Consider the following 18,134-nt stretch of genomic DNA (forward strand, 5'->3'; position numbering starts at 1 on the left):
CGAGGTGCCGTGCGCATCGGCACCGGTGGTCATGCGCCTTCGGCGATCAGCACGCGGAGCTCGGTGCATCGCGGGGTCTCGTGATCCGGCTGCGCGACGAGCGCGAACCGCCGGACACCCCACCCGGCGCTGGTGGGCGTCAGCGGGTACTCCGCCCACTCCAGGTCGTCGTCTCGCCCGCCCTCCTGCGGAGCGACCGGGGTGCCGTCGATCTCCAGGGTGAAACCGCGGCCCGCCTGGTCGTGCAGCCAGGTCACTCTGACGACCCGGCCGAGGAGATGCGGGTCGACGAGCGTCACGGACAGACGATCGGCCGTGCTCCGCCAGCGGACACCACCCACCGCGCCGCTGGCGCTGGCCACCCCCTCGAACCCGTGATCCGCCTCGGGCTGCTGCTCGCCCAGAGCGACCCGGTCGACCGTCCGCCCGTCGATGCTCGCGGCGCGTCGGTCCCGCTCGACCAAGGCGGTGCGGCGCCGAGCGACGGCGTCCTCGTCCGCCGTCGACGCCACGGGGAACGTGACGGTGTACCGCGCGTCGTGCAGACCTGCGAACGGTTCCAACGGGATCGGTCCTCGGTCGGAGTCGATCCGGAGTCGCCCGTCGGCGTCCCGGTAGGGCACAGCCGACCGCGGGACGATCGGTGCCGAGGCGAGCGGGGTGAGCGGGCCGACCGCCGTGTGCGGGGCATGGGCGCGGCCGGCCAGCACCACGTCGGTCGGCAGCGACTCGCCACGGGCTGCCAGGACGGACGGACCCCAGAGGAGCGACGTCCAGTCCGAGCCGTCCGGGTACGGTTCCGCACGACCGCCCATTGGGAGCTCGAACGACACGGTGTCGCCGTCGCTCCACTCACGCTCCAGGACGAGATGGGCGCGTTCGAGTCCGGCGGTCACCGGAGCGCCGTTGAGGAACACCTCGGGTGTCGGATCACTCCACCCGGGGACCCGGACGCGGAGCCGGAACCGCCGCGGGCCGGTGAGCCGGAGGGTGAGTCCGACCACGCCGTCGGACGGGAAGGCCGTCCGTTGCTCCAGCTCGAGACCGAGTTCCGGGATCCGCACGACGGAGGGCGCGAAGAGCTCGACCGACACCGCGTCGTCGTCGAACCGGTACAGCGACTCACCGTGTTTCGCATGGCTCTCCAGACCGGTCCCGACGCAGCACCAGAAGCTGTGCTCCGGCGAGGAGTAGACGCGGTAGTGGTCGGGTCGCATCGAGGTGAAGTAGACGAGGCCGCCGTGCTCGGGGTGCTGCGATGACAGGAGGTGGTTGAAGAGGATCCGTTCGAGCGCGTCGGCGATCGCCGGGTCGGATTCGTCGGCGCTGAGCCGTCGGCCCAGCTTGATGAGGTTGTAGCTGTTGCAGGTCTCCGGGCCCTCCCGGTCCTCGGTCATCGGGGTGAAGTCGTCGATGGCATGGAAGTGCTCCCGGACACTGTTGCCGCCGATCGCGACCGTGCGCCGCGTCAGGATCGTCTCCCAGGCGAACCGGGCCGCGCGGGCGAGCGCCGGATCAGCACTCCGAGCGGCGAGGGCGGCGAACCCGACGAACTGCGGGATGCGGGTGTTGGCGTGCAGGCCGGTCAATTCGTCAGAACGACGCGACAGCGGTTCGCTGAGGGCGGTCGACGTGAAGCGGGCTGCCATCGCGAGATGGCGGGGATCGCCCGTGAGATCGAAGAGGTCGACGTACGCCTCGTTCATCCCGCCGATCTCGGTCTCGAGCATGAGCTGGAAATGCTCGTCGTCGATCCCGGCAGAGAGCTCCTCCCACCACGCGGCGAGGCGCAGGACGACGTCGCGTGCCACCTGGTTCCCGGTCAATCGGGCCGCGTCGATGAGACCGGCGTACAGCTTGTGCAGGTTGTACCAGGGCACCCAGCGGCCGGCGCGGAACGTCGATTCGGTGATCCCCGCTGCGACCTCGGCCCAGAGCTCGGCACTCCGAGGGACTCCACCGACGTATCCGGTCCCCAGGTGGTCCTGTGCGCGGGCCAGTTCGGCGACCGTGTACTCCAGTCGGGAGCGCAGGACGTGGTCTCCCGTGGAGGCGACCATGAGGGAGCAGGCCGAGAGGTAGTGACCTGCGGTGTGGCCGTCGAGCCCGCGCACCTCCCAGTCGTCGTAGGAGGGAGCCCGGGGCTCGAGACCCGCCTCACGGAGGAACGGGGCGAGCAGGCGGTCGGGTTCGAGGGCTCGCAGGTAGGCGCGGTCGGCCTCCTGCGCCCGGAACAGGGGCCCACCCGTGAGGGTGACCTGGGAGATCGGGACGAACGGCATGGTCAGGCCTTCCCGGGGCCCGCATCGACACGCCGCCAGTCCACGCGGAGCTCGCGCGGCCCGACCAGCTCCCGCCTGCTGCCGGTCACCTCGATCGTGTGGGTGAGCGGACGCTCGAGTGCCGACGGCCCGGCGGACAGGACGTACGTCCCAGGTTCGACCACCCGGCTGCCGTCGACCCCGGTGAAGGACAAGCGGTCGGCCGACACCGCGAAACGCACCGTGGCCGACGTCCCGGCAGCGACCGTGAGGCGTGCGAATGCGAGCAGTTCGACCGAGGGACGCACGACGGAGGCGACCGGATCCGTGCCGTAGAGCTGGATCACCTCGACGGCGTCGTCGACGCCCATGTTCTGGACGGTGACGTCGACGAGGACCTCACCGTCGACGGCGAGCTCCGCTGCACTCGTGAGCGATCGGTAGCGGACGTCCCCGGCGGTGAGGCCGTGACCGAACGGGAAGAGCGGCGTGGGGTCGAGCACGCTGATCCCGCGGGAGGCCAGACCGAGCGGCGGTTGCAGGTACGTGCCCGGCATGGCCGGTGAGCGAGGGATCTGCACGGGGAGCCGTCCGCTCGGCTGCACCCGGCCGGACAGCAGCCCCGCGACGGCCGCCGCGCCCTCCTGGCCGGGGAAGAACGCCTGGACCAGGGCATCGGCCCGGTCGTAGTCCCCCAGCGCGTAGGGTCGCCCGGACAGCACGGTCAGGACGACGGGCGTCCCGGTCGCGAGGACGGCGAGCACGAGATCGTGCTGACCCCCTGGGAGGCGCAGGTCCTCGGCGTCACAGCCTTCTCCCGAGGTGCCATCGCCGAACAGGCCCGCGATGTCACCCACGGCCAGTACGACGACGTCGGCCGCACGGGCGGCCTCGACGGCGGCCGGAACGTCCTCCTGACCGATCTCGGTGATGCTGCATCCCGGTTCGACGACGATGTCCGCCGTGGGGAACTCGGTACGCACCGCGTCCAGGATCGTCGGGATGGTGATGCCGAGATCGTGCCCGGGATGCTTCGACAGCACGTGGTTGGGGAACGCGTAGCAGCCCACGAGACTGCGGAACTGGTCGGCCGCCGGCCCGATCACGGCGATGCGCGCGGTGGTCCGGAGCGGGAGAACTGTGCGGTTCCTGAGGAGGACGACCGACTCCTCGGCCAGACGCGTCGCGATGGCTCGGTTGCCGGGGCAGTCGAGATCGGTCGATGCGGCGTGCTCCGGCACGAGCGGGCCCCCGTCGAGCAGGCCGAGCTCGATCTTCTGCCGCAAGTGCCGGAGCACGGCTCGGTCGACCAGCCGCCCGTCGAGCGCCCCGTCCTGGACGAGCCTGACGAGGCCGGCGCCGTAGCCGGCGGTCTCCGGGAGCTCGACGTCGATCCCGGCGGTGAGGGCGAGCGCGCCGGCTTCCGCCGCACCGCTCGCGACGTGGTGCATGGTCGCGAGGAACGGGATCGCCCAGTAGTCGGCGACGACGGTGCCGTCGAATCCCCAGTCGTCGCGCAGGATGTCGGTGAGCAATTCGACACTGGCACCGGCGGGGACGCCGTCGAGATCGGTGTAGGCGTTCATCACGCTTCGCGCTCCCCCGAGCCGGATCGCCGTCTCGAACGGCGGAAGCACGACATCGGCGAGCTCGCGGCGCCCCATGCTCACCGGGGCGTGGTTCTTCGCGCCTCGGGACGCGGCGTAGCCGGCGAAGTGCTTGAGCGTCGCCACGACCCCGGACCGCTCGAGACCACGCACGTACGCGGCGCCGAGCTGGCCGACGAGGTAGGGGTCCTCCCCCAGCGTCTCCTCGACCCGGCCCCAGCGGTAGTCCCGGACGACGTCGAGGACCGGCGCGAGTCCCTGATGGACACCGACCGAATGAAGGTCGTCTCCGATCGCCTCAGCCATCCGCTCCACGAGCTCCTCGTCGAACGAGGCGGCCCAGGCGAGCGGCGTCGGGAAGGCGGTCGCACCGTACGCGGCGAACCCTGTCAGACACTCCTCGTGCGCGATCGCGGGGATGCCGAACCGGTTGCCGGCCACGACCTGCCGTTGCCGTTCCCGCAGGCGATCAACGCCCTCGGCCACCGTCACCGGTTCGGTCCCGAAGATGCGCGTCAACTGCCCGAGGCCACCCGTGAAGTCGCCGGTGGGCGCCGATGTCGGCGCAGCCGGGTCGTCGGAGCCGTCCACGCTCGGCGCGAAGTCGCCCGCCGTGTCGGTGAACCAGACCGAACCGAGCTGACCGACCTTCTCCTCGAGGGTCATCTCATCGAGGAGTGCTCGCGCCCGCTCGTCGGGTGACGCCCGTCGGTCGTTCCAGACGCCGCGGACGGCGCCCGCCGTGGTCGGCGTGACGCCGTCGTGTTGCAGGGTCATCCCTTGAACGCTCCGTCCATGATCCCGGTCACCATGCGCTTGCCGACGAAGATGAACGCGATGAGCAGCGGGATGGTGGCCAGGAACGACCCGGCCATCGCCAGGCCGAGGTCGATCGACCGCTGCGACTGCAGGGCCTTGATCGCGATCTGGACCGTGTACATCTCGGGCGACTTCAGGACGATGAACGGCCAGAGGAAGTCGTTCCAGGATCCGACGAAGCCGAGCAGTCCCAGGACGAACGCCGCCGGTCGGATGACCGGGAAGACGATCCGCCAGAAGATCTGCCAGGTGTTGGCACCGTCGAGTCTCGCGGCCTGGAGCAGCTCGTCGCTCACGGAGCTCGAGATGTGCTGACGCATCCAGAAGATGCCGAACGCGCTCGCGAGGCCGGGGACGATGAGTGCCTGCAGGGTGTCCACCCAGTCGAGCGCGGAGATGATCAGGTACTGCGGGATCACACTCAGCTGCGTCGGCACGGTCATGGTGAGGACCACGAGGATGAACAGTGCGTTGCGGCCGCGGAACTCGAGTTTCGCGAAGGCGAACCCGGCCAGGGCGCAGAGCAGGGCCGATCCGACGCCGATCGACAGCGCGACGATGAGACTGTTGATCATCGATTGGATGAACGGCACGGTCTCGAGCACGAGCCCCACGAGGTGGAACAGGTTGTCGCCCGGGTACAGCCGCGGTGGCAGGGTGGTCGCCGTCGCCGAGTCCGTGGTCGCGACGACGAACATGAAGTACAGCGGGAACATGCTCACGATGACGGCGCACACGAGGAGGACGTAGGTGTACCAGGGGATGCGACCGATGCGGCCGCCGTTCCGTTTCCGACCGGCGGAGGTCGCGCTCGCCATCAGCTGGGTGGAGTTGAGCGTCTCGGACATCAGCGTCCTCCTCGGGTGCGGGTGGACAGGAAGAAGTTCAGCAGGGCGACGAGGACGACGATCACGAACAGCGCGACGCCGATCGCCGAGCCGTATCCGAACTCGAACTGGCCGAACCCCTGCTCGTAGAGGAACAGCGTGAGCGTCTGGCACTGTCGTGCCGCACCGCAGGTGAGGCCGGTGGCCGGGTTCACCAGCAGTGGTTCGGTGAACACCTGGAGCCCGCCGATCGTCGACGTGACGATCGTGAACACGATGATGGGACGCAACGACGGGATGGTGATGTAGACGAACTGCTTCCAACCGCCGGCACCGTCGACGGCGGCCGCTTCGTACACGTCGCGAGGGATCGCCTGCAGCGCCGCCAGGTAGAGCAGCGTCGTGTAGCCCGTCCACCGCCAGACGACCATGAGCGCGACGAGGAACCACGAGCCGACCTTGTCGTTGAGGAAGTCGACGTGATCACCGCCGAAGAAGCTGATGAGGTAGTTGAAGAGCCCGTAGTCACGGTCGAACAGCTGGGCGAACACGATCGTGGTCGCGGCGACCGAGGTGATGTACGGCACGAGCATCGCCATCCGGAACCCGGTGGCGAAGCGCAGGCGGACGTGGTTCAGCAGGTGGGCGAGGCCGAGGGCGATGACCAGCTGCGGCACCGTGGAGATGATGAAGATCGCGAAGGTGTTGAGCATCGCGTTCCAGAACCGTGGGTCGGCCGCGAGCCTGGTGAAGTTGTCGAAGCCGATGAAGGTCTGCTGACCGATCGGGTTCCAGTCGAAGAGGGACACCACGAAGGTGAACAGGAGCGGGATCAGGCCGAAGACGGCGAAGATCAGGAAGAACGGGGCGATGTAGACGTAGGGGGCGAAGCGTTCCGGCAGGGTGTTGCGGATCCGCGTCCCGATACCGGGTGGCGACTGTTTCGGCAGCAGCCGAGGTGGGGCGATGTGCGTGGTCACGATGATCCTTCAGGGGCGTTCCGGCGTGCTGCTCGGCCGGAACGCCCCGGGTCGGAGCGGACGGGTGGACGGGGTCGTCGGGTCAGCCGCCGAGGGCGTCCTTCACGGCCTTCATCGCGACGTCCCAGGCCTTGTCCGGTGGGGTGTTGCCGGCTTCGACGTCCGTCACGGTGTTGATCATCGCCGAACCGATCGTCGCCGTCTCCGGACCGTTGAAGAACGGCTTGAACTCCTGCAGGGACTTACCGAGCACGGCACCGATCTTCGAGTCGCCGAAGAACGGGTCGGTGTAGTCGGCGATCGCCGTGGACTCGTACGCGGAGACCGTGCTGGGCAGGGCGCCGGTGTCGGTGAAGTTCTTCAGCTGCGACTCGGGCGACTGCATCTCCTTGATGTAGGCCCACGCCGCCTCCGGGTTCGCCGCGCGCTTCGGGATGGCGAGGTAGCTGCCACCCCAGTTGCCGGCGACCTTGGGGACCGTCGTCACGCGCCACTGGCCCGAGGTGTCGGGAGCGTCCGTCTTGATGCTCTTCAGCATCCAGGAGGGAGCTGCCATCGCGGCGAAGGCGCCGTTGGTCTTGCCCGTGCTCCAGCCGGTGGAGAAGGCGGGGACGTTCGCGGTGATACCGGCCTCGATCGCCTTGATCGAGATGTCGAACGCCTCCTTCACCTGCGGATTCGTGTCGTACACGAGCTCACCCTCGGGCGTGTAGTACTTCTCGTCGACCTGGTTCACGGTCTGGAAGAAGACCGAGGTGCCGGCGTTGTCGAGGAACGGCTTCCCGGTGGCGGCGACGTACTGCTGGCCGACGGAGATGAAGTCGTCCCAGGTGGGCCAGAGCGCAGCGACCGCGTCCGGTTCCGACGGCAGGCCGGCGGCCTCGAAGAGGTCGGCGCGGTACGCCATCGACATCCCGCCCACGTCGGTCGGCACCCCGATGACGGCGTCGTTCTGGGCCACCGCCTGGTCCCAGACCCACGGCAGGTAGTCCCCTGAGATGTCGTCGGCGCCCATCGTGCTCAGGTCGACGAAGTTGTCGGGGTTCGCGACGAAGTTGGGCATGTCGTCCCCCTGGATGAGCACCAGGTCGGGGACCTTGCCGCCGGCCAACGCCGCGGTGAGCGCCTGGGCGGTCTCCTGCGTGCTGCCGACCTCGGTGAGCTTGACGGTGATGTCGGGGTGCGCTTCCTTGTACTTCTCGACATCGGCCTTCTGGTTGATGCCCGTGAAGGACCAGAACTGGAAGGTCTTGTCATCGCCGCCGCCGGACCCGGAACAACCGGTGACCAGGGCGCCGACCATGACGGCGACGGTTGCTGCTGCTGCAAGACGGAATTTCACTGGAAATCCCCCTCCTATGCGGGATCGTGTTCCGCGGTGTCGCGCTACGTTGCGGTCACCGGCCGGAGATCGCTCTCCGGCTCGCGCCGATGCCGACTGGATCGGGGAGCATCCGGACCGTTCGGGCGTGGTGATCACCATAGGCAGCGGGGTTCCAGGGCACCAGGGCAATATTGCGCAACTCGGAGACCGCTCTCTCGGATTCTGCGATGCTCGTTGCCAGACCACCGGCAGGTGGAGGATCGCAAAGGAGCGAGGATGCGCAAACCGACCCTGGTGGACGTCGCCCGAGAGGCCGGCGTCTCCCGAGCAACCGCGTCGCGGGTCCTCGCCGGTGCCTCGACGGTCGACGCCTCGATGGTCGTCGCGGTGCGCGAAGCAGCCGTGAGACTGGCCTACCGCACGAACGTCGCAGCCCGGTCGCTCGCCGGCGGCAGGACGGGCGCCGTCGCGATCGTCCTCGCAGCGGGCGAGCTCGAGCCGTTCTCCGGATCGTTCGTCGCGGCACCGCTCAAAGGCGCCACCGCGGCGCTCCTCTCGGCAGCTCAGCAACCCGCACTCTTCCTCGCCGACCCGCGCCAACTCGACGCGCTCGTCGCCTACCTGGCGGCGCACTACGTGGACGGGGCGGTGGTGATCCTGCAGCACGAGATCAGCACCATCACCCAGGCGCTCGCCTCGGTGGACCTCCCCATCGTCTTCGTCGGCCGCCCGATGGGTGAGCACACGGAGGACGTCACCTTCGTCGACTCCGACAACTACGCCGGCGGTCGGCTCGCGGCGGAACACCTGATCGCGCTCGGCCGCACGCGGATCGGCGTCATCTCGGGTCCCGCCGACATGGCCGCCTCCAGCGACCGTGTCCGAGGTTGGCGGGACGTCCTCACCGAACGCGGCCTCGACACCCGTGCGGTCGCCCGAGGCGACTTCACCATGCCGAGCGGGTCGTCGGCCATGGCGCGGCTGCTCTCCCGGTACCCGGACCTCGACGCCGTCTTCGCGGGCTCCGACCTCATGGCGGTCGGAGCGATGCGCGTCCTCGAGGCCAGCGGCCGCACGGTCCCGGACGACATCGCGCTCGTCGGATTCGACGACACGGTCGTCGCGGCCACGGCGGAGCCACCGCTGACCTCGGTCCGCCAGCCGTTGGAGCAGATGGGCAGGGTCGCCGCGGAACTCGTCATGGAGCTCATCGCCGGTCGGACGACCGCTCCGCGCTGGCTCGACACCACGCTCGTCGTCCGGGACTCAGCCTGACCTTCGGCCTGCCTGGCCGTCACACACGCCTCACCGACCGGTTCGGAGGAACCATGTCCGACCTCGCAGCGACGCTCGAACACCGCGTCGTCCATCTGCAGTGCGACGGCGTCTCCGTCGTCCTCGTCCAGCACGGGACCCGTCTCCCGACGATCGCGCACTGGGGTGCCGCCGTCGAGGCCGACGACCTCGACTGGCTGGCCGCGGCCACGGCCACCGTGCGGGGCGACCTCGTCGACGGCTCGGACGCGCCGTACGAACCGAGCCTGTTGCCCGAGCACGCGTCGGGTTGGCCAGGTCTCCCCGGTCTCCGCGCGCATCGCACCGGGACGGCCTGGTCGTCGCGCTTCGACGTTGCCTCGGTCGAGGTCGACGGGGCGGCCCTCCCGGCCGGCGAGGTGCGGCAGTACGGCGCCGCGCTGGTCGAGGTGACCGCGCTCGACGACCAGACCGGCATCGCTCTCCTCGTGGCGATCGAACTGACACCGAGTGGCCTGCTGCGCACGCGCGTGACGGTCACGAACCGGGGCGACGACCTCCTGGAGGTCGAGGGTGTCGTGCCGGCCCTCCCGATCCCGACGTCGGCTCGGGAGATCCTCGACTTCGCCGGCCGGTGGGGCAACGAGAAGCTGCCGCAGCGGCTTCCGGTCACGACCGGGACACACCTCCGCGAGTCGCGGCACGGTCGCCCCGGTCTCGACGCCACCGGGGTCACCGCGATCGGAACACCGGGGTTCGACAGCCGGACCGGTGACGTCTGGCTGTGCCACGTCGGTTGGAGCGGCAACCACACGATCGGCGTCGAACGCACCGACGGACACCTCGCGTTCCGTGGCGGCGAGCTGCTCCTGCCCGGCGAGGTCCGACTCGGCCCTGGTGAGGACCACCGGACTCCATGGGTGTACGGGGCCTACGGCGTCGGCCTCGATGCCGCCTCGTCGCGGTACCACCGTTGGCTGCGCTCGACCTCGCGGGCGGTTCGGCGTCCGCGCCCCGTCACCCTGAACGTCTGGGAGGCGGTCCTGTTCGATCACGACCTCGACGTCCTCTCCGAGTTGGCGACCCGGGCCGCGGCCATCGGCGTCGAGCGCTACGTGCTCGACGACGGATGGTTCCGCGGACGTCACGACGACACCCGCGGCCTCGGCGACTGGACACCGGACCCCGAGCGTTGGCCGGATGGTCTCGCGCCGCTCGCCGACCGGGTGCGATCGCTCGGCATGGAGTTCGGGCTGTGGTTCGAACCCGAGATGATCAACGAGGACTCAGACCTCGCACGCGAGCACCCGGACTGGATCCTGCGGGCGAGGGACGAGCTCCCCTCGCCCGTCCGGCACCAGCAGGTGCTCGATCTCGGCAATCCGGCGGCCTTCGACCACATCCTGCAGGCCATCGACACACTGGTCCGCGAGCTCGGGATCGCGTACCTGAAATGGGACCACAACCGCGACCTCGTCGATGCCGGGCATCCGTCGACCGGGCGGGCGGCCGTGCACGACCAGACCGAAGCCCTTTACCGGCTGCTCGACGACCTCCGATCGCGGCACCCGCACCTCGAGATCGAGAGCTGCGCCTCGGGTGGAGGCCGCGTCGACCTCGGTGTCCTCGAGCGGTCCGATCGCGTCCACACCTCCGACAACCACGACCCGATCGAGCGGGCCCGGATGCTCCGGTGGACGGGGCTCCTCGTCCCGCCCGAGATGCTCGGGTCGCACGTGGCCTCGGCCAGATCAGCCACGACCGGACGCACGCACACGCTCCACACCCGGTGCGCGGTCGCCCTCCTCGGGCATTTCGGCGTGGAGTGGGATCTGCGCGAGCTCGACGATGCGGATCGGACGACCCTCGCCAGATGGATCGCCGTGTTCACGCGTCATCGCGGACTCATCGCCACCGGCCGCGTCGTCGGCGACGGCGAGTGGGACGACGACGCTCCGACCCTGCGCGGGGTCGTCGCGGAGGACGGCACCACCGCGCTGTTCACCCTTGTGACTCCCCCGCGGTCGGCCGACTCCCGTCGTCGGGTCCGCCTTCCCGGACTCCGCCCGGACGGTCACTACCGCCTCGCCGTCGCGCAGGACGACTCCCTCGGCCCGCGCTGGGTGATCCCCCAGTGGCTCCGGGATGCGCCGCCACTCGACGCCGACCCGGCCACGCTCGTGGCGGCGCCCGTGCTGAGCGGTGGCCAGCTGGCCGTGATCGGCCTCGACCTCCCCACCTTCCAGCCCGACCGCGCGATCACGATCCTCGTGACCGCCGTCTGACCCTCGACCCGCTGCACAGAACAGGACCACATCACCCATGGATTCCACTGCGACCGTCACCGTCGACCTCGACCGGCCAGGACCCACGATCAGCCGACACGTCTACGGCCACTTCGCGGAACACCTCGGGCGCGGGATCTACGACGGTTTCTGGGTCGGCGAGGACTCGCCCGTGCCGAACGTCGGCGGCATCCGGCTCGACGTCGTGGAGGCGCTCCGCGAACTGCGCATCCCGAACCTCCGTTGGCCGGGCGGCTGCTTCGCGGACCGCTATCACTGGACGAGCGGCATCGGACCTCGTGAGGACCGCCCGAAGCTCGTCAACACGCAGTGGGGCGGGACGAGCGAGACCAACGCGTTCGGCACCCACGAGTTCATGGAGCTGTGCGAGCTCCTCGGCGCCGACGCCTACGTCTCGGGCAACCTCGGTTCGGGCACGGTGCAGGAGATGGCCGACTGGATCGAGTACCTGACCGGTGCCGGGGAGACCCCGATGGCCGAGTTGCGTCGCGCGAACGGCCGGGAGGAGCCGTGGGACGTCCCGTTCTGGGGCTTGGGCAACGAGCCCTGGGGATGCGGCGGCAACCTGCGCGCCGGCGCCTACGCGGACCTCGCACGCCAGTTCGGTACCTTCTGCGAGAGCGGCGGGAAGGTGCCGCTCTACCGGGTCGCCGCCGGCGCCGACGGGTTCGACGTGGCCTGGACCAAAACGCTGATGGAGGTCGTCGCCGACGTGGCCACCCACCCGTTCTCGGCGACCCCCTGGGAAGCCGTCTCGGTGCACTACTACACGATCGGCGGCAGCTGGAAGGCGAAGGGCAGCGCGACCGGGTTCGACGCCGCGGAGTACTGGAGCACGATCACCGCAGCACAGGGCGTCGAGCAGCTGCTGTCGTCGCACGCCGCCGTCATGGACGTGTACGACCCGGAGGAACGGTTCGGCATGGTGCTCGACGAGTGGGGCACCTGGTGGGACGTCGAGCCGGGCACGCACCCCGGGCATCTGTTCCAGCAGAACACCATCCGCGACGCCATGGTCGCCGCCTGGCACTTCGACGTGTTCCACCGATTCGCGGGCCGGCTGCGCATGGCCAACATCGCGCAGACGGTCAACGTCCTGCAGGCGATGCTCCTGACCGATCCCGACGGCGGCGAGATGGTCCGGACGCCCACCTTCCACGTCTTCGAGATGAACAGCCCGCACCAGGACGCCACGTCCCTCCCGACGCACGTGGTCGGGCCGGTCCGCGACGCCGACGCCGCACACGCGGGTGGCATCCCGACCGTCTCCGCCTCGGCGAGCGTCAAGGACGGCGTCCTCCATTGCTCGCTGACGAACGTCGACCTCGACGCGCCACTCGTCATCGAGGTCGACGTCCGTGGCGGGTCCGTGGTCGAGCCGCACGGCCGGCTGCTCACCGCTGCGCGGCCCGACGCCCACAACCGTCCCGGTGAGACCGACGCCGTGTCACCGCGACCGCTCACGGGTCTCGACGTCACACCGACGGGTCTTCGCGTCACGCTCCCACCGCACTCGTTCGCAACGATCACGGCTCAGGTCGTCGCGCCATGAGCGAGGTTGAGATCGCGGTCACCGAGGTGCGTGCAGCACGTCGGGCGCGGGCGGACCGCCCGCCGATGGGCTGGAACAGCTGGGACTGCTTCGGAGGGTCCGTCACGGAGGCCGAGGTACTTGCCAACGCCGCGTTCCTAGCCGAGCACCTGCTGCCCGTCGGCTGGGACACGGTGGTCGTCGACATCCAGTGGTACGAACCGGCGCCCGGCGTCGGCGACTACGAGCGCGTCTCCCAGCCGACGCTCGACGCCTGGGGCCGACCGCAACCCGCTCCGAACCGGTTCCCGTCTGCGGCGTCGGGCGGCTTCCGCGCGCTCGCCGACCGCGTCCACGCGCTCGGGCTCCGCTTCGGGGTGCACCTCATGCGTGGCGTGCCGCGTCTGGCCGTCGACCTCGACCTACCGATCCTCGGTTCGACCGCCCGCTGCGGGGAGATCGCCGATCCGTCCAACGTCTGCTCGTGGAACCCCGACAACGTCGGCGTCGACATGACCGCCCCGGGCGCCCAGGCCTACTACGACTCGGTCATGGCACAGCTCGCGGACTGGGGTGTCGACCTCATCAAGCTCGACGACGTGCTCTACCCACCGATCCAGACCGCCGAGATCGAGGCCATCTCGCGGGCGATCGACGCGACTGGTCGACCGATGGTGCTCAGCCTGTCCCCGGGGAAGCGACTCTCGACCGAGCACCTCGACACTCTTCGATCGACGGCGCAGCTGTGGCGGATCTCCGACGATCTTTGGGACGACTGGTCGGCGGTGCTCGAACAGTTCCAGCGCCTCGCCCGCTGGGCGCCCCTCCAGCGTCCGGGGGCGTGGGCCGATGCGGACATGCTCCCGCTGGGGCGGATCGGCATCCGCGCCCACGTCGGTTCGGACCGGCTGAGTCGCCTCACCCCGGCCGAGCAGCAGACGCTCATCACCCTCTGGTGCATCGGCCGGTCGCCGCTCTTCTTCGGCGGCCACCTCCCGGACACCCCGGCGCACACGCTCGCGCTCCTGACCAACCCGGACGTGCTCGCACTGCTCGGCAGCGACGGGACCCGGGAGATCATCCGCGACGGCGACCTCGTCGTCTGGGCGGCTGAGCTCGGCGAGACCCGGTGGCGCGCGGTGTTCTGGCTCGGTGATGCGGACACCGGGCTGCGGGTGCACCTGGCCGATCTCGGTTGCGCCGATCGATCGTCCGTCACCGAGCTGTGGAGTGGTCGGCCGTTGCCGGTCGTCGACGGCGCCGTCGACACGTCCCTGCCCGCGCACGGTGCCGTGCTGCTCCGACTCGACCACTGATGGATCGCCGACAGCAGCGCGTCGAGCGTCATCGAATCGAACTCGACGGACCGGGCACCCGGTTCGTCGATCGGTTCCTCATCGGGAACGGGACGTTGGGCGCGGCGCTCGACGGTGTGCCCGGACGGGAGGGCATCGACCTCTCGCTGGACACGTTGTGGTCGGGAGGTCCGCGACGTCCGGGCGACGGGCCGGCGGGCCGCTCGCTTCCCAGTCCGCTGGAGTCCGTGCGCCGGGCGATCGCCGACGGCGATCCCGTGGCGGCCGATGCCCGCTCGGCTGCACTGCGCGGGACCGCGTTCACCGAGTCCTTCCAGCCGCTCGGGCGCCTCACCATCGACTACGCGTCGCCCGACAGCGGTTCGCGCTCGACACGGACCTCCGATCTCGCGCGCGGCGTCGTCGAGACGACGTCCACGAGCGGTGGCGAGGCGGTCACGCTCCACGCGTTCGTGTCGGCGGTGGACGACGTGCTGGTCGCCGAGCTGCTGGGTGACGGTGTCCGTGAACCGCTGGTCGGGTTCGCGACGCCGCACCCGTCGACGACGGAGGAGCGCACGGTCGGCGACACCCGGTGGTGGTCGGTGACCGGCCGTGCGCCGGCGAGCGTGCGACCCTCGTATCTCGGCGGTGACGAGGACGAGGCCATCCGGTACCCGACCGACGTCCCGGACGCCGAGGGTCTCGTCGACGCCGGCATGGCATGGGCGCTGGTGGTCGCGGTGCAGCCGATCCCGGGCGGGTTCCGCCTCGTCGCCGGTGCACGTTCCGGGCACCGCGGGTGGCGAGAACGACCGTCGGGCGACCCGTCCACGCTGCTGGAGCACACCCAGGGGACGGTCTCGCGTGCGTTGCAGCGATCCGGCGAAGCGCTGCTCGATCGGCACGTCGCCGACCATCGGTCGCTCTTCGACCGCGTCGAACTGGACCTCTCGGCATCGGCGTCCGCATCGGCCGACCTCGCGGAGCGCTACTTCGACCTCGGACGGGCGCTCCTCATCGGCAGCTCCCGACCGGGGAGTGAGCCGGCGAACCTCCAGGGGGTCTGGAACGATCAGGTCAGACCGCCCTGGAGCGCGAACTTCACCACCAACATCAACCTCCAGATGAACTACTGGCCGGCGGAGAGCACCGGCCTGGGTGACCTCGTCGAGCCACTCACCCGGTTCATCGGTGAACTGGTGGACGCCGGACAGCGCACCGGCGGCGAGTCCTACGGCCTCGACGGGGCGGCAGCCCACCACAACAGCGACCTCTGGCGGCACACGGACGCCGTGCCGCTCGACGCGCACTGGGCGAACTGGCCGAGCGCGCTCCCCTGGCTCGTCGCGCACCTCCACCGTCGTCTGGACGACGGTGGCGCTGATCACGCCGCGCGCGTCGCCGTCCTGCAGACCGTCGAGCCAGTGGTCTCGTTCGTCCTGGGAATGGTCGTCACGGATGCCGCCGGATCGCTGGTCGTGAGTCCGTCGACCTCACCGGAGAACCGGTTCGTGGTCGACACGGATCACACGGCGGCGATGACGGCCGGCGCGGCGATGGATCAGGAGCTGGCGCACGAGTGCCTCCGCGAGTACCTCGCCCTCGCGGAGCGGGTCGGCGACGGCATCGCGGACGTCGGGCTCCTGGCTCGAGCACGCGACACCGTGGCCACCCTCCGACTGCCGCAGGTCGGCCGCGACGGAACACTCCTGGAGTGGGCCGAGGAGCGGGAGCCGACCGAGCCCGGCCACCGACACCTCTCCCACCTGTACGGCCTGTATCCGGGGACGCGGATCACCGAATCGGCCACGCCCGAGCACTTCGAGGCAGCCCGACGCGCACTGCGACGGAGACTCGCGAACGGCGGGGGCGGAACCGGGTGGAGCATGGCCTGGGTCCTCTGCCTGGCCGCACGACTCCGTGATCCAGGGCTCGCGTCCGAGGCGCTCGACACGCTGCTCGGTCCGCTGTCATCGGCCTCGCTGCTCGACCTGCACCCGATGGGCGACCTCGACGACGTGTTCCAGATCGACGGCAACCTGGGTGGGACGGCCGGTGTCGTCGAGTTGCTCGTCCAGGGACACGGCGGTGTCCTGTCGCTGCTGCCGACCCTCCCGGCCGAGTGGTCGGCGGGACGGTTCCGAGGGTTCCGGGTCCGGGGTGGACACGTCGCGGATGTCGAGTGGAGCCGTCATCGCCCCGTCGCGGCGACCCTGCTTCTCACGGCTGGCGGCGTGCTCGTCGAGCTGCCGGACGACGGCTCGATGATCGCCATCACGGGCCCTGGCGGCGCACTGCCGACACGGCTGGAGGACGGCGCGCCGGCCGGGCGGCTGCGGATCAGGCTCGACGAGCCCGGTGTCCACCGGCTCGAGTTCGCGCGTCCGCCCGGCGATCAGGAAGACTGACCGCCTCCTCAGGACGTCGGCTACTCGGCCTGTGCCTCGGCCTTCGCCGCTGCGATGGCGGCGTGCACCTCGGACATGTCGAGACCGCGCACCTGCGAGATGAGGTCCTCGAGTGCCGGCGCGGGGAGGGCACCGGCCTGCGAGAAGACGAGCACGCCGTCGCGGAACGCCATGAGCGTGGGGATCGACGTGATCTGCATCCCGCTCGCGAGCTCCTGGTTCGCCTCAGTGTCGACCTTGGTGAACACGACGTCCTGGTGCTGCTCGCTCGACTGCTCGAAGACGGGGCCGAAAGCCTTGCACGGGCCGCACCACTCGGCCCAGAAGTCGACCAGGACGATGCCTTCGGCCGACACGGTGTCCTCGAAGTTCGAGATGGTCAGTTCCTGCGTGGTCATCATGTGCCCTTCGGATCGGTGGTCGGACGCTTCGCATCCGACTGACGAGCCTACCCGCGGACGACGGGCCGTCCTCCCCTTGTGCCGCGCCGCGGTCAGTGCCCGGGCGGCTGCTCCGGGAGGAGCAGGAGCCGGCGCTGTATCCGCGACATGATCAGGAGCACCCCGCCGAGGACCGCGAACAGGACGCCGCCACCGACGACGATGCCGCCGATGAACCCTCCGAGGAAGCCGTAGCCGTCGCCGCTGCTGTTGACGAGGATGACCACGCCGACGGCCAAGGCGAGCACACCGATCCCGAGGACGACCCAGGACATGACGAGATAGGTGCGGAACGCGCGCGCTCCATGGAACGTCGGCCGGATGCCGTACTGGGTTCCGACGTACTGGGCCCAGCGTGAGCCGGTCCACCACCTCGTCGCCCGAGACGACACGGAGTACCAACCGGCACCGGGACCGTCCTGCTCACCGGGTAACGGACGGACCACGTCCGTGACCACCGGGGTGCCGACCGGCTGCGGGATCCGCCGCACGGCCGTCGTCTGGGCGGCGATACCGAACCAGAGCAGCGTCAGGAGCAGCATCGGGAATCCGTTGAACGACAGGTGGGTGGACAGCGCGCCGAGGCTGAACTGCGCGATCGCCAGCACGAGGAAGACCGATCCGAACACCCAGGCCAAGCTCGGCTGCTCGGTGGTCGCCCAATCGGTCCCGGGCTTCCCGTTCTTGACCCTGAGCCCCGTCCAATGCGAGCCGTCCCACCATCGGAGCTGATCCGGCCCCGTCGGATACCAGCCCAGCTGCGGTCCGGACGGCAGCTGCGACGGCGACACCATGGGAGTCGGCGCCTGCGGTGCGACCGACACCTGCTGTTGCTGCACCGGTCGCGCGGCGTCGGCCTCCTGAGCGGTCCACTGCGTTCCATCCCACCAGCGCAGCTTGCCCGGCGTCCCCGCCTCGTACCATCCCGGTGCAGCGGTCATCGCTGCTCCTTCCCCCGAAGATCACGCTCATGACGTCCATGCAGCGACCCCAGTGTCCCGTCTGCGGGTCATCGCGGCAAGCCGTCGTTGTCGAACATCAGGCGAGCCAGGTAGGTTGACGGCGACGGGATGAAGGGA

General features: G+C 69.9%; 12 protein-coding genes. 5 read left to right on the forward strand and 7 right to left on the reverse strand.

The window, feature by feature from the left end; translation table 11 throughout:
• Positions 1–29: 29 nt before the first annotated feature.
• The 5 genes from IFT89_RS02455 to IFT89_RS02475 all read right to left on the reverse strand — a co-directional run bounded on the left by IFT89_RS02455 (position 30) and on the right by IFT89_RS02475 (position 7,836).
• Positions 30–2,282 (reverse strand): glycoside hydrolase family 127 protein, encoded by a 2,253-nt coding sequence (locus IFT89_RS02455; RefSeq protein ID WP_202938114.1) that lies wholly within the window; start codon positions 2,280–2,282, stop codon positions 30–32.
• Between the two features lie 2 nt (positions 2,283–2,284).
• On the reverse strand, positions 2,285–4,645 hold the full coding sequence (locus tag IFT89_RS02460; protein ID WP_202938115.1) for a beta-glucosidase family protein: 2,361 nt from the start codon (positions 4,643–4,645) through the stop codon (positions 2,285–2,287).
• Positions 4,642–5,535, reverse strand: coding sequence for a carbohydrate ABC transporter permease (locus tag IFT89_RS02465; RefSeq protein ID WP_162852288.1), 894 nt, complete (start codon positions 5,533–5,535; stop codon positions 4,642–4,644). The genes IFT89_RS02460 and IFT89_RS02465 overlap by 4 nt, the downstream gene beginning before the upstream one ends.
• Positions 5,535–6,494, reverse strand: coding sequence for a carbohydrate ABC transporter permease (locus IFT89_RS02470; protein ID WP_079705845.1), 960 nt, complete (start codon positions 6,492–6,494; stop codon positions 5,535–5,537). Before IFT89_RS02470 ends, IFT89_RS02465 begins: the two co-directional genes overlap by 1 nt.
• Before the next feature lie 82 nt (positions 6,495–6,576).
• A complete protein-coding gene (locus IFT89_RS02475; RefSeq protein WP_159453329.1) occupies positions 6,577–7,836 on the reverse strand; it encodes an ABC transporter substrate-binding protein in 1,260 nt (419 codons plus the stop codon).
• A gap of 258 nt (positions 7,837–8,094) precedes the next feature.
• Here IFT89_RS02475 and IFT89_RS02480 point away from each other — a divergent pair, with 258 nt between their 5' ends.
• From IFT89_RS02480 to IFT89_RS02500, 5 genes are read left to right on the forward strand one after another with little or no spacing between them, the layout of a single operon-like run.
• A complete protein-coding gene (locus tag IFT89_RS02480; protein WP_192004965.1) occupies positions 8,095–9,093 on the forward strand; it encodes a LacI family DNA-binding transcriptional regulator in 999 nt (332 codons plus the stop codon).
• A gap of 53 nt (positions 9,094–9,146) precedes the next feature.
• Positions 9,147–11,357, forward strand: a complete 2,211-nt coding sequence (locus IFT89_RS02485; protein ID WP_202938116.1) for an alpha-galactosidase — start codon at positions 9,147–9,149, stop codon at positions 11,355–11,357.
• Between the two features lie 37 nt (positions 11,358–11,394).
• Positions 11,395–12,930, forward strand: a complete 1,536-nt coding sequence (locus tag IFT89_RS02490) for an alpha-N-arabinofuranosidase (RefSeq protein ID WP_124769270.1) — start codon at positions 11,395–11,397, stop codon at positions 12,928–12,930.
• Positions 12,927–14,225 (forward strand): glycoside hydrolase family 27 protein, encoded by a 1,299-nt coding sequence (locus IFT89_RS02495; protein WP_244650551.1) that lies wholly within the window; start codon positions 12,927–12,929, stop codon positions 14,223–14,225. Before IFT89_RS02490 ends, IFT89_RS02495 begins: the two co-directional genes overlap by 4 nt.
• Entirely contained in the window at positions 14,225–16,615 is a 2,391-nt protein-coding gene (locus IFT89_RS02500) for a glycosyl hydrolase family 95 catalytic domain-containing protein (RefSeq protein ID WP_202938117.1), read from the forward strand. Before IFT89_RS02495 ends, IFT89_RS02500 begins: the two co-directional genes overlap by 1 nt.
• Before the next feature lie 20 nt (positions 16,616–16,635).
• Here the strand turns inward: IFT89_RS02500 and trxA are convergent, their stop codons facing one another.
• Complete coding sequence (gene trxA, locus IFT89_RS02505) at positions 16,636–17,013, reverse strand: thioredoxin (RefSeq protein WP_056006082.1); 378 nt, start codon at positions 17,011–17,013, stop codon at positions 16,636–16,638.
• 95 nt (positions 17,014–17,108) lie between these two features.
• Complete coding sequence (locus IFT89_RS02510; RefSeq protein ID WP_202938166.1) at positions 17,109–17,996, reverse strand: DUF2510 domain-containing protein; 888 nt, start codon at positions 17,994–17,996, stop codon at positions 17,109–17,111.
• Positions 17,997–18,134 lie beyond the last annotated feature (138 nt).

The sequence above is a fragment of the Plantibacter sp. CFBP 13570 genome, assembly GCF_014841395.1.
GTDB classification, from domain to species: domain Bacteria; phylum Actinomycetota; class Actinomycetes; order Actinomycetales; family Microbacteriaceae; genus Plantibacter; species Plantibacter auratus.

Excerpts from the sequence above, each read along its gene's own strand:
- IFT89_RS02455 (WP_202938114.1), bottom strand. The coding sequence starts at position 2,282 with ATGCCGTTCGTCCCGATCTCCCAGGTCACCCTCACGGGTGGGCCCCTG.
- IFT89_RS02460 (WP_202938115.1), bottom strand. The coding sequence starts at position 4,645 with ATGACCCTGCAACACGACGGCGTCACGCCGACCACGGCGGGCGCCGTC.
- IFT89_RS02465 (WP_162852288.1), bottom strand. The coding sequence starts at position 5,535 with ATGTCCGAGACGCTCAACTCCACCCAGCTGATGGCGAGCGCGACCTCC.
- IFT89_RS02480 (WP_192004965.1), top strand. The coding sequence starts at position 8,095 with ATGCGCAAACCGACCCTGGTGGACGTCGCCCGAGAGGCCGGCGTCTCC.
- IFT89_RS02485 (WP_202938116.1), top strand. The coding sequence starts at position 9,147 with ATGTCCGACCTCGCAGCGACGCTCGAACACCGCGTCGTCCATCTGCAG.
- IFT89_RS02490 (WP_124769270.1), top strand. The coding sequence starts at position 11,395 with ATGGATTCCACTGCGACCGTCACCGTCGACCTCGACCGGCCAGGACCC.
- IFT89_RS02495 (WP_244650551.1), top strand. The coding sequence starts at position 12,927 with ATGAGCGAGGTTGAGATCGCGGTCACCGAGGTGCGTGCAGCACGTCGG.
- IFT89_RS02500 (WP_202938117.1), top strand. The coding sequence starts at position 14,225 with ATGGATCGCCGACAGCAGCGCGTCGAGCGTCATCGAATCGAACTCGAC.
- trxA (WP_056006082.1), bottom strand. The coding sequence starts at position 17,013 with ATGACCACGCAGGAACTGACCATCTCGAACTTCGAGGACACCGTGTCG.
- IFT89_RS02510 (WP_202938166.1), bottom strand. The coding sequence starts at position 17,996 with ATGACCGCTGCACCGGGATGGTACGAGGCGGGGACGCCGGGCAAGCTG.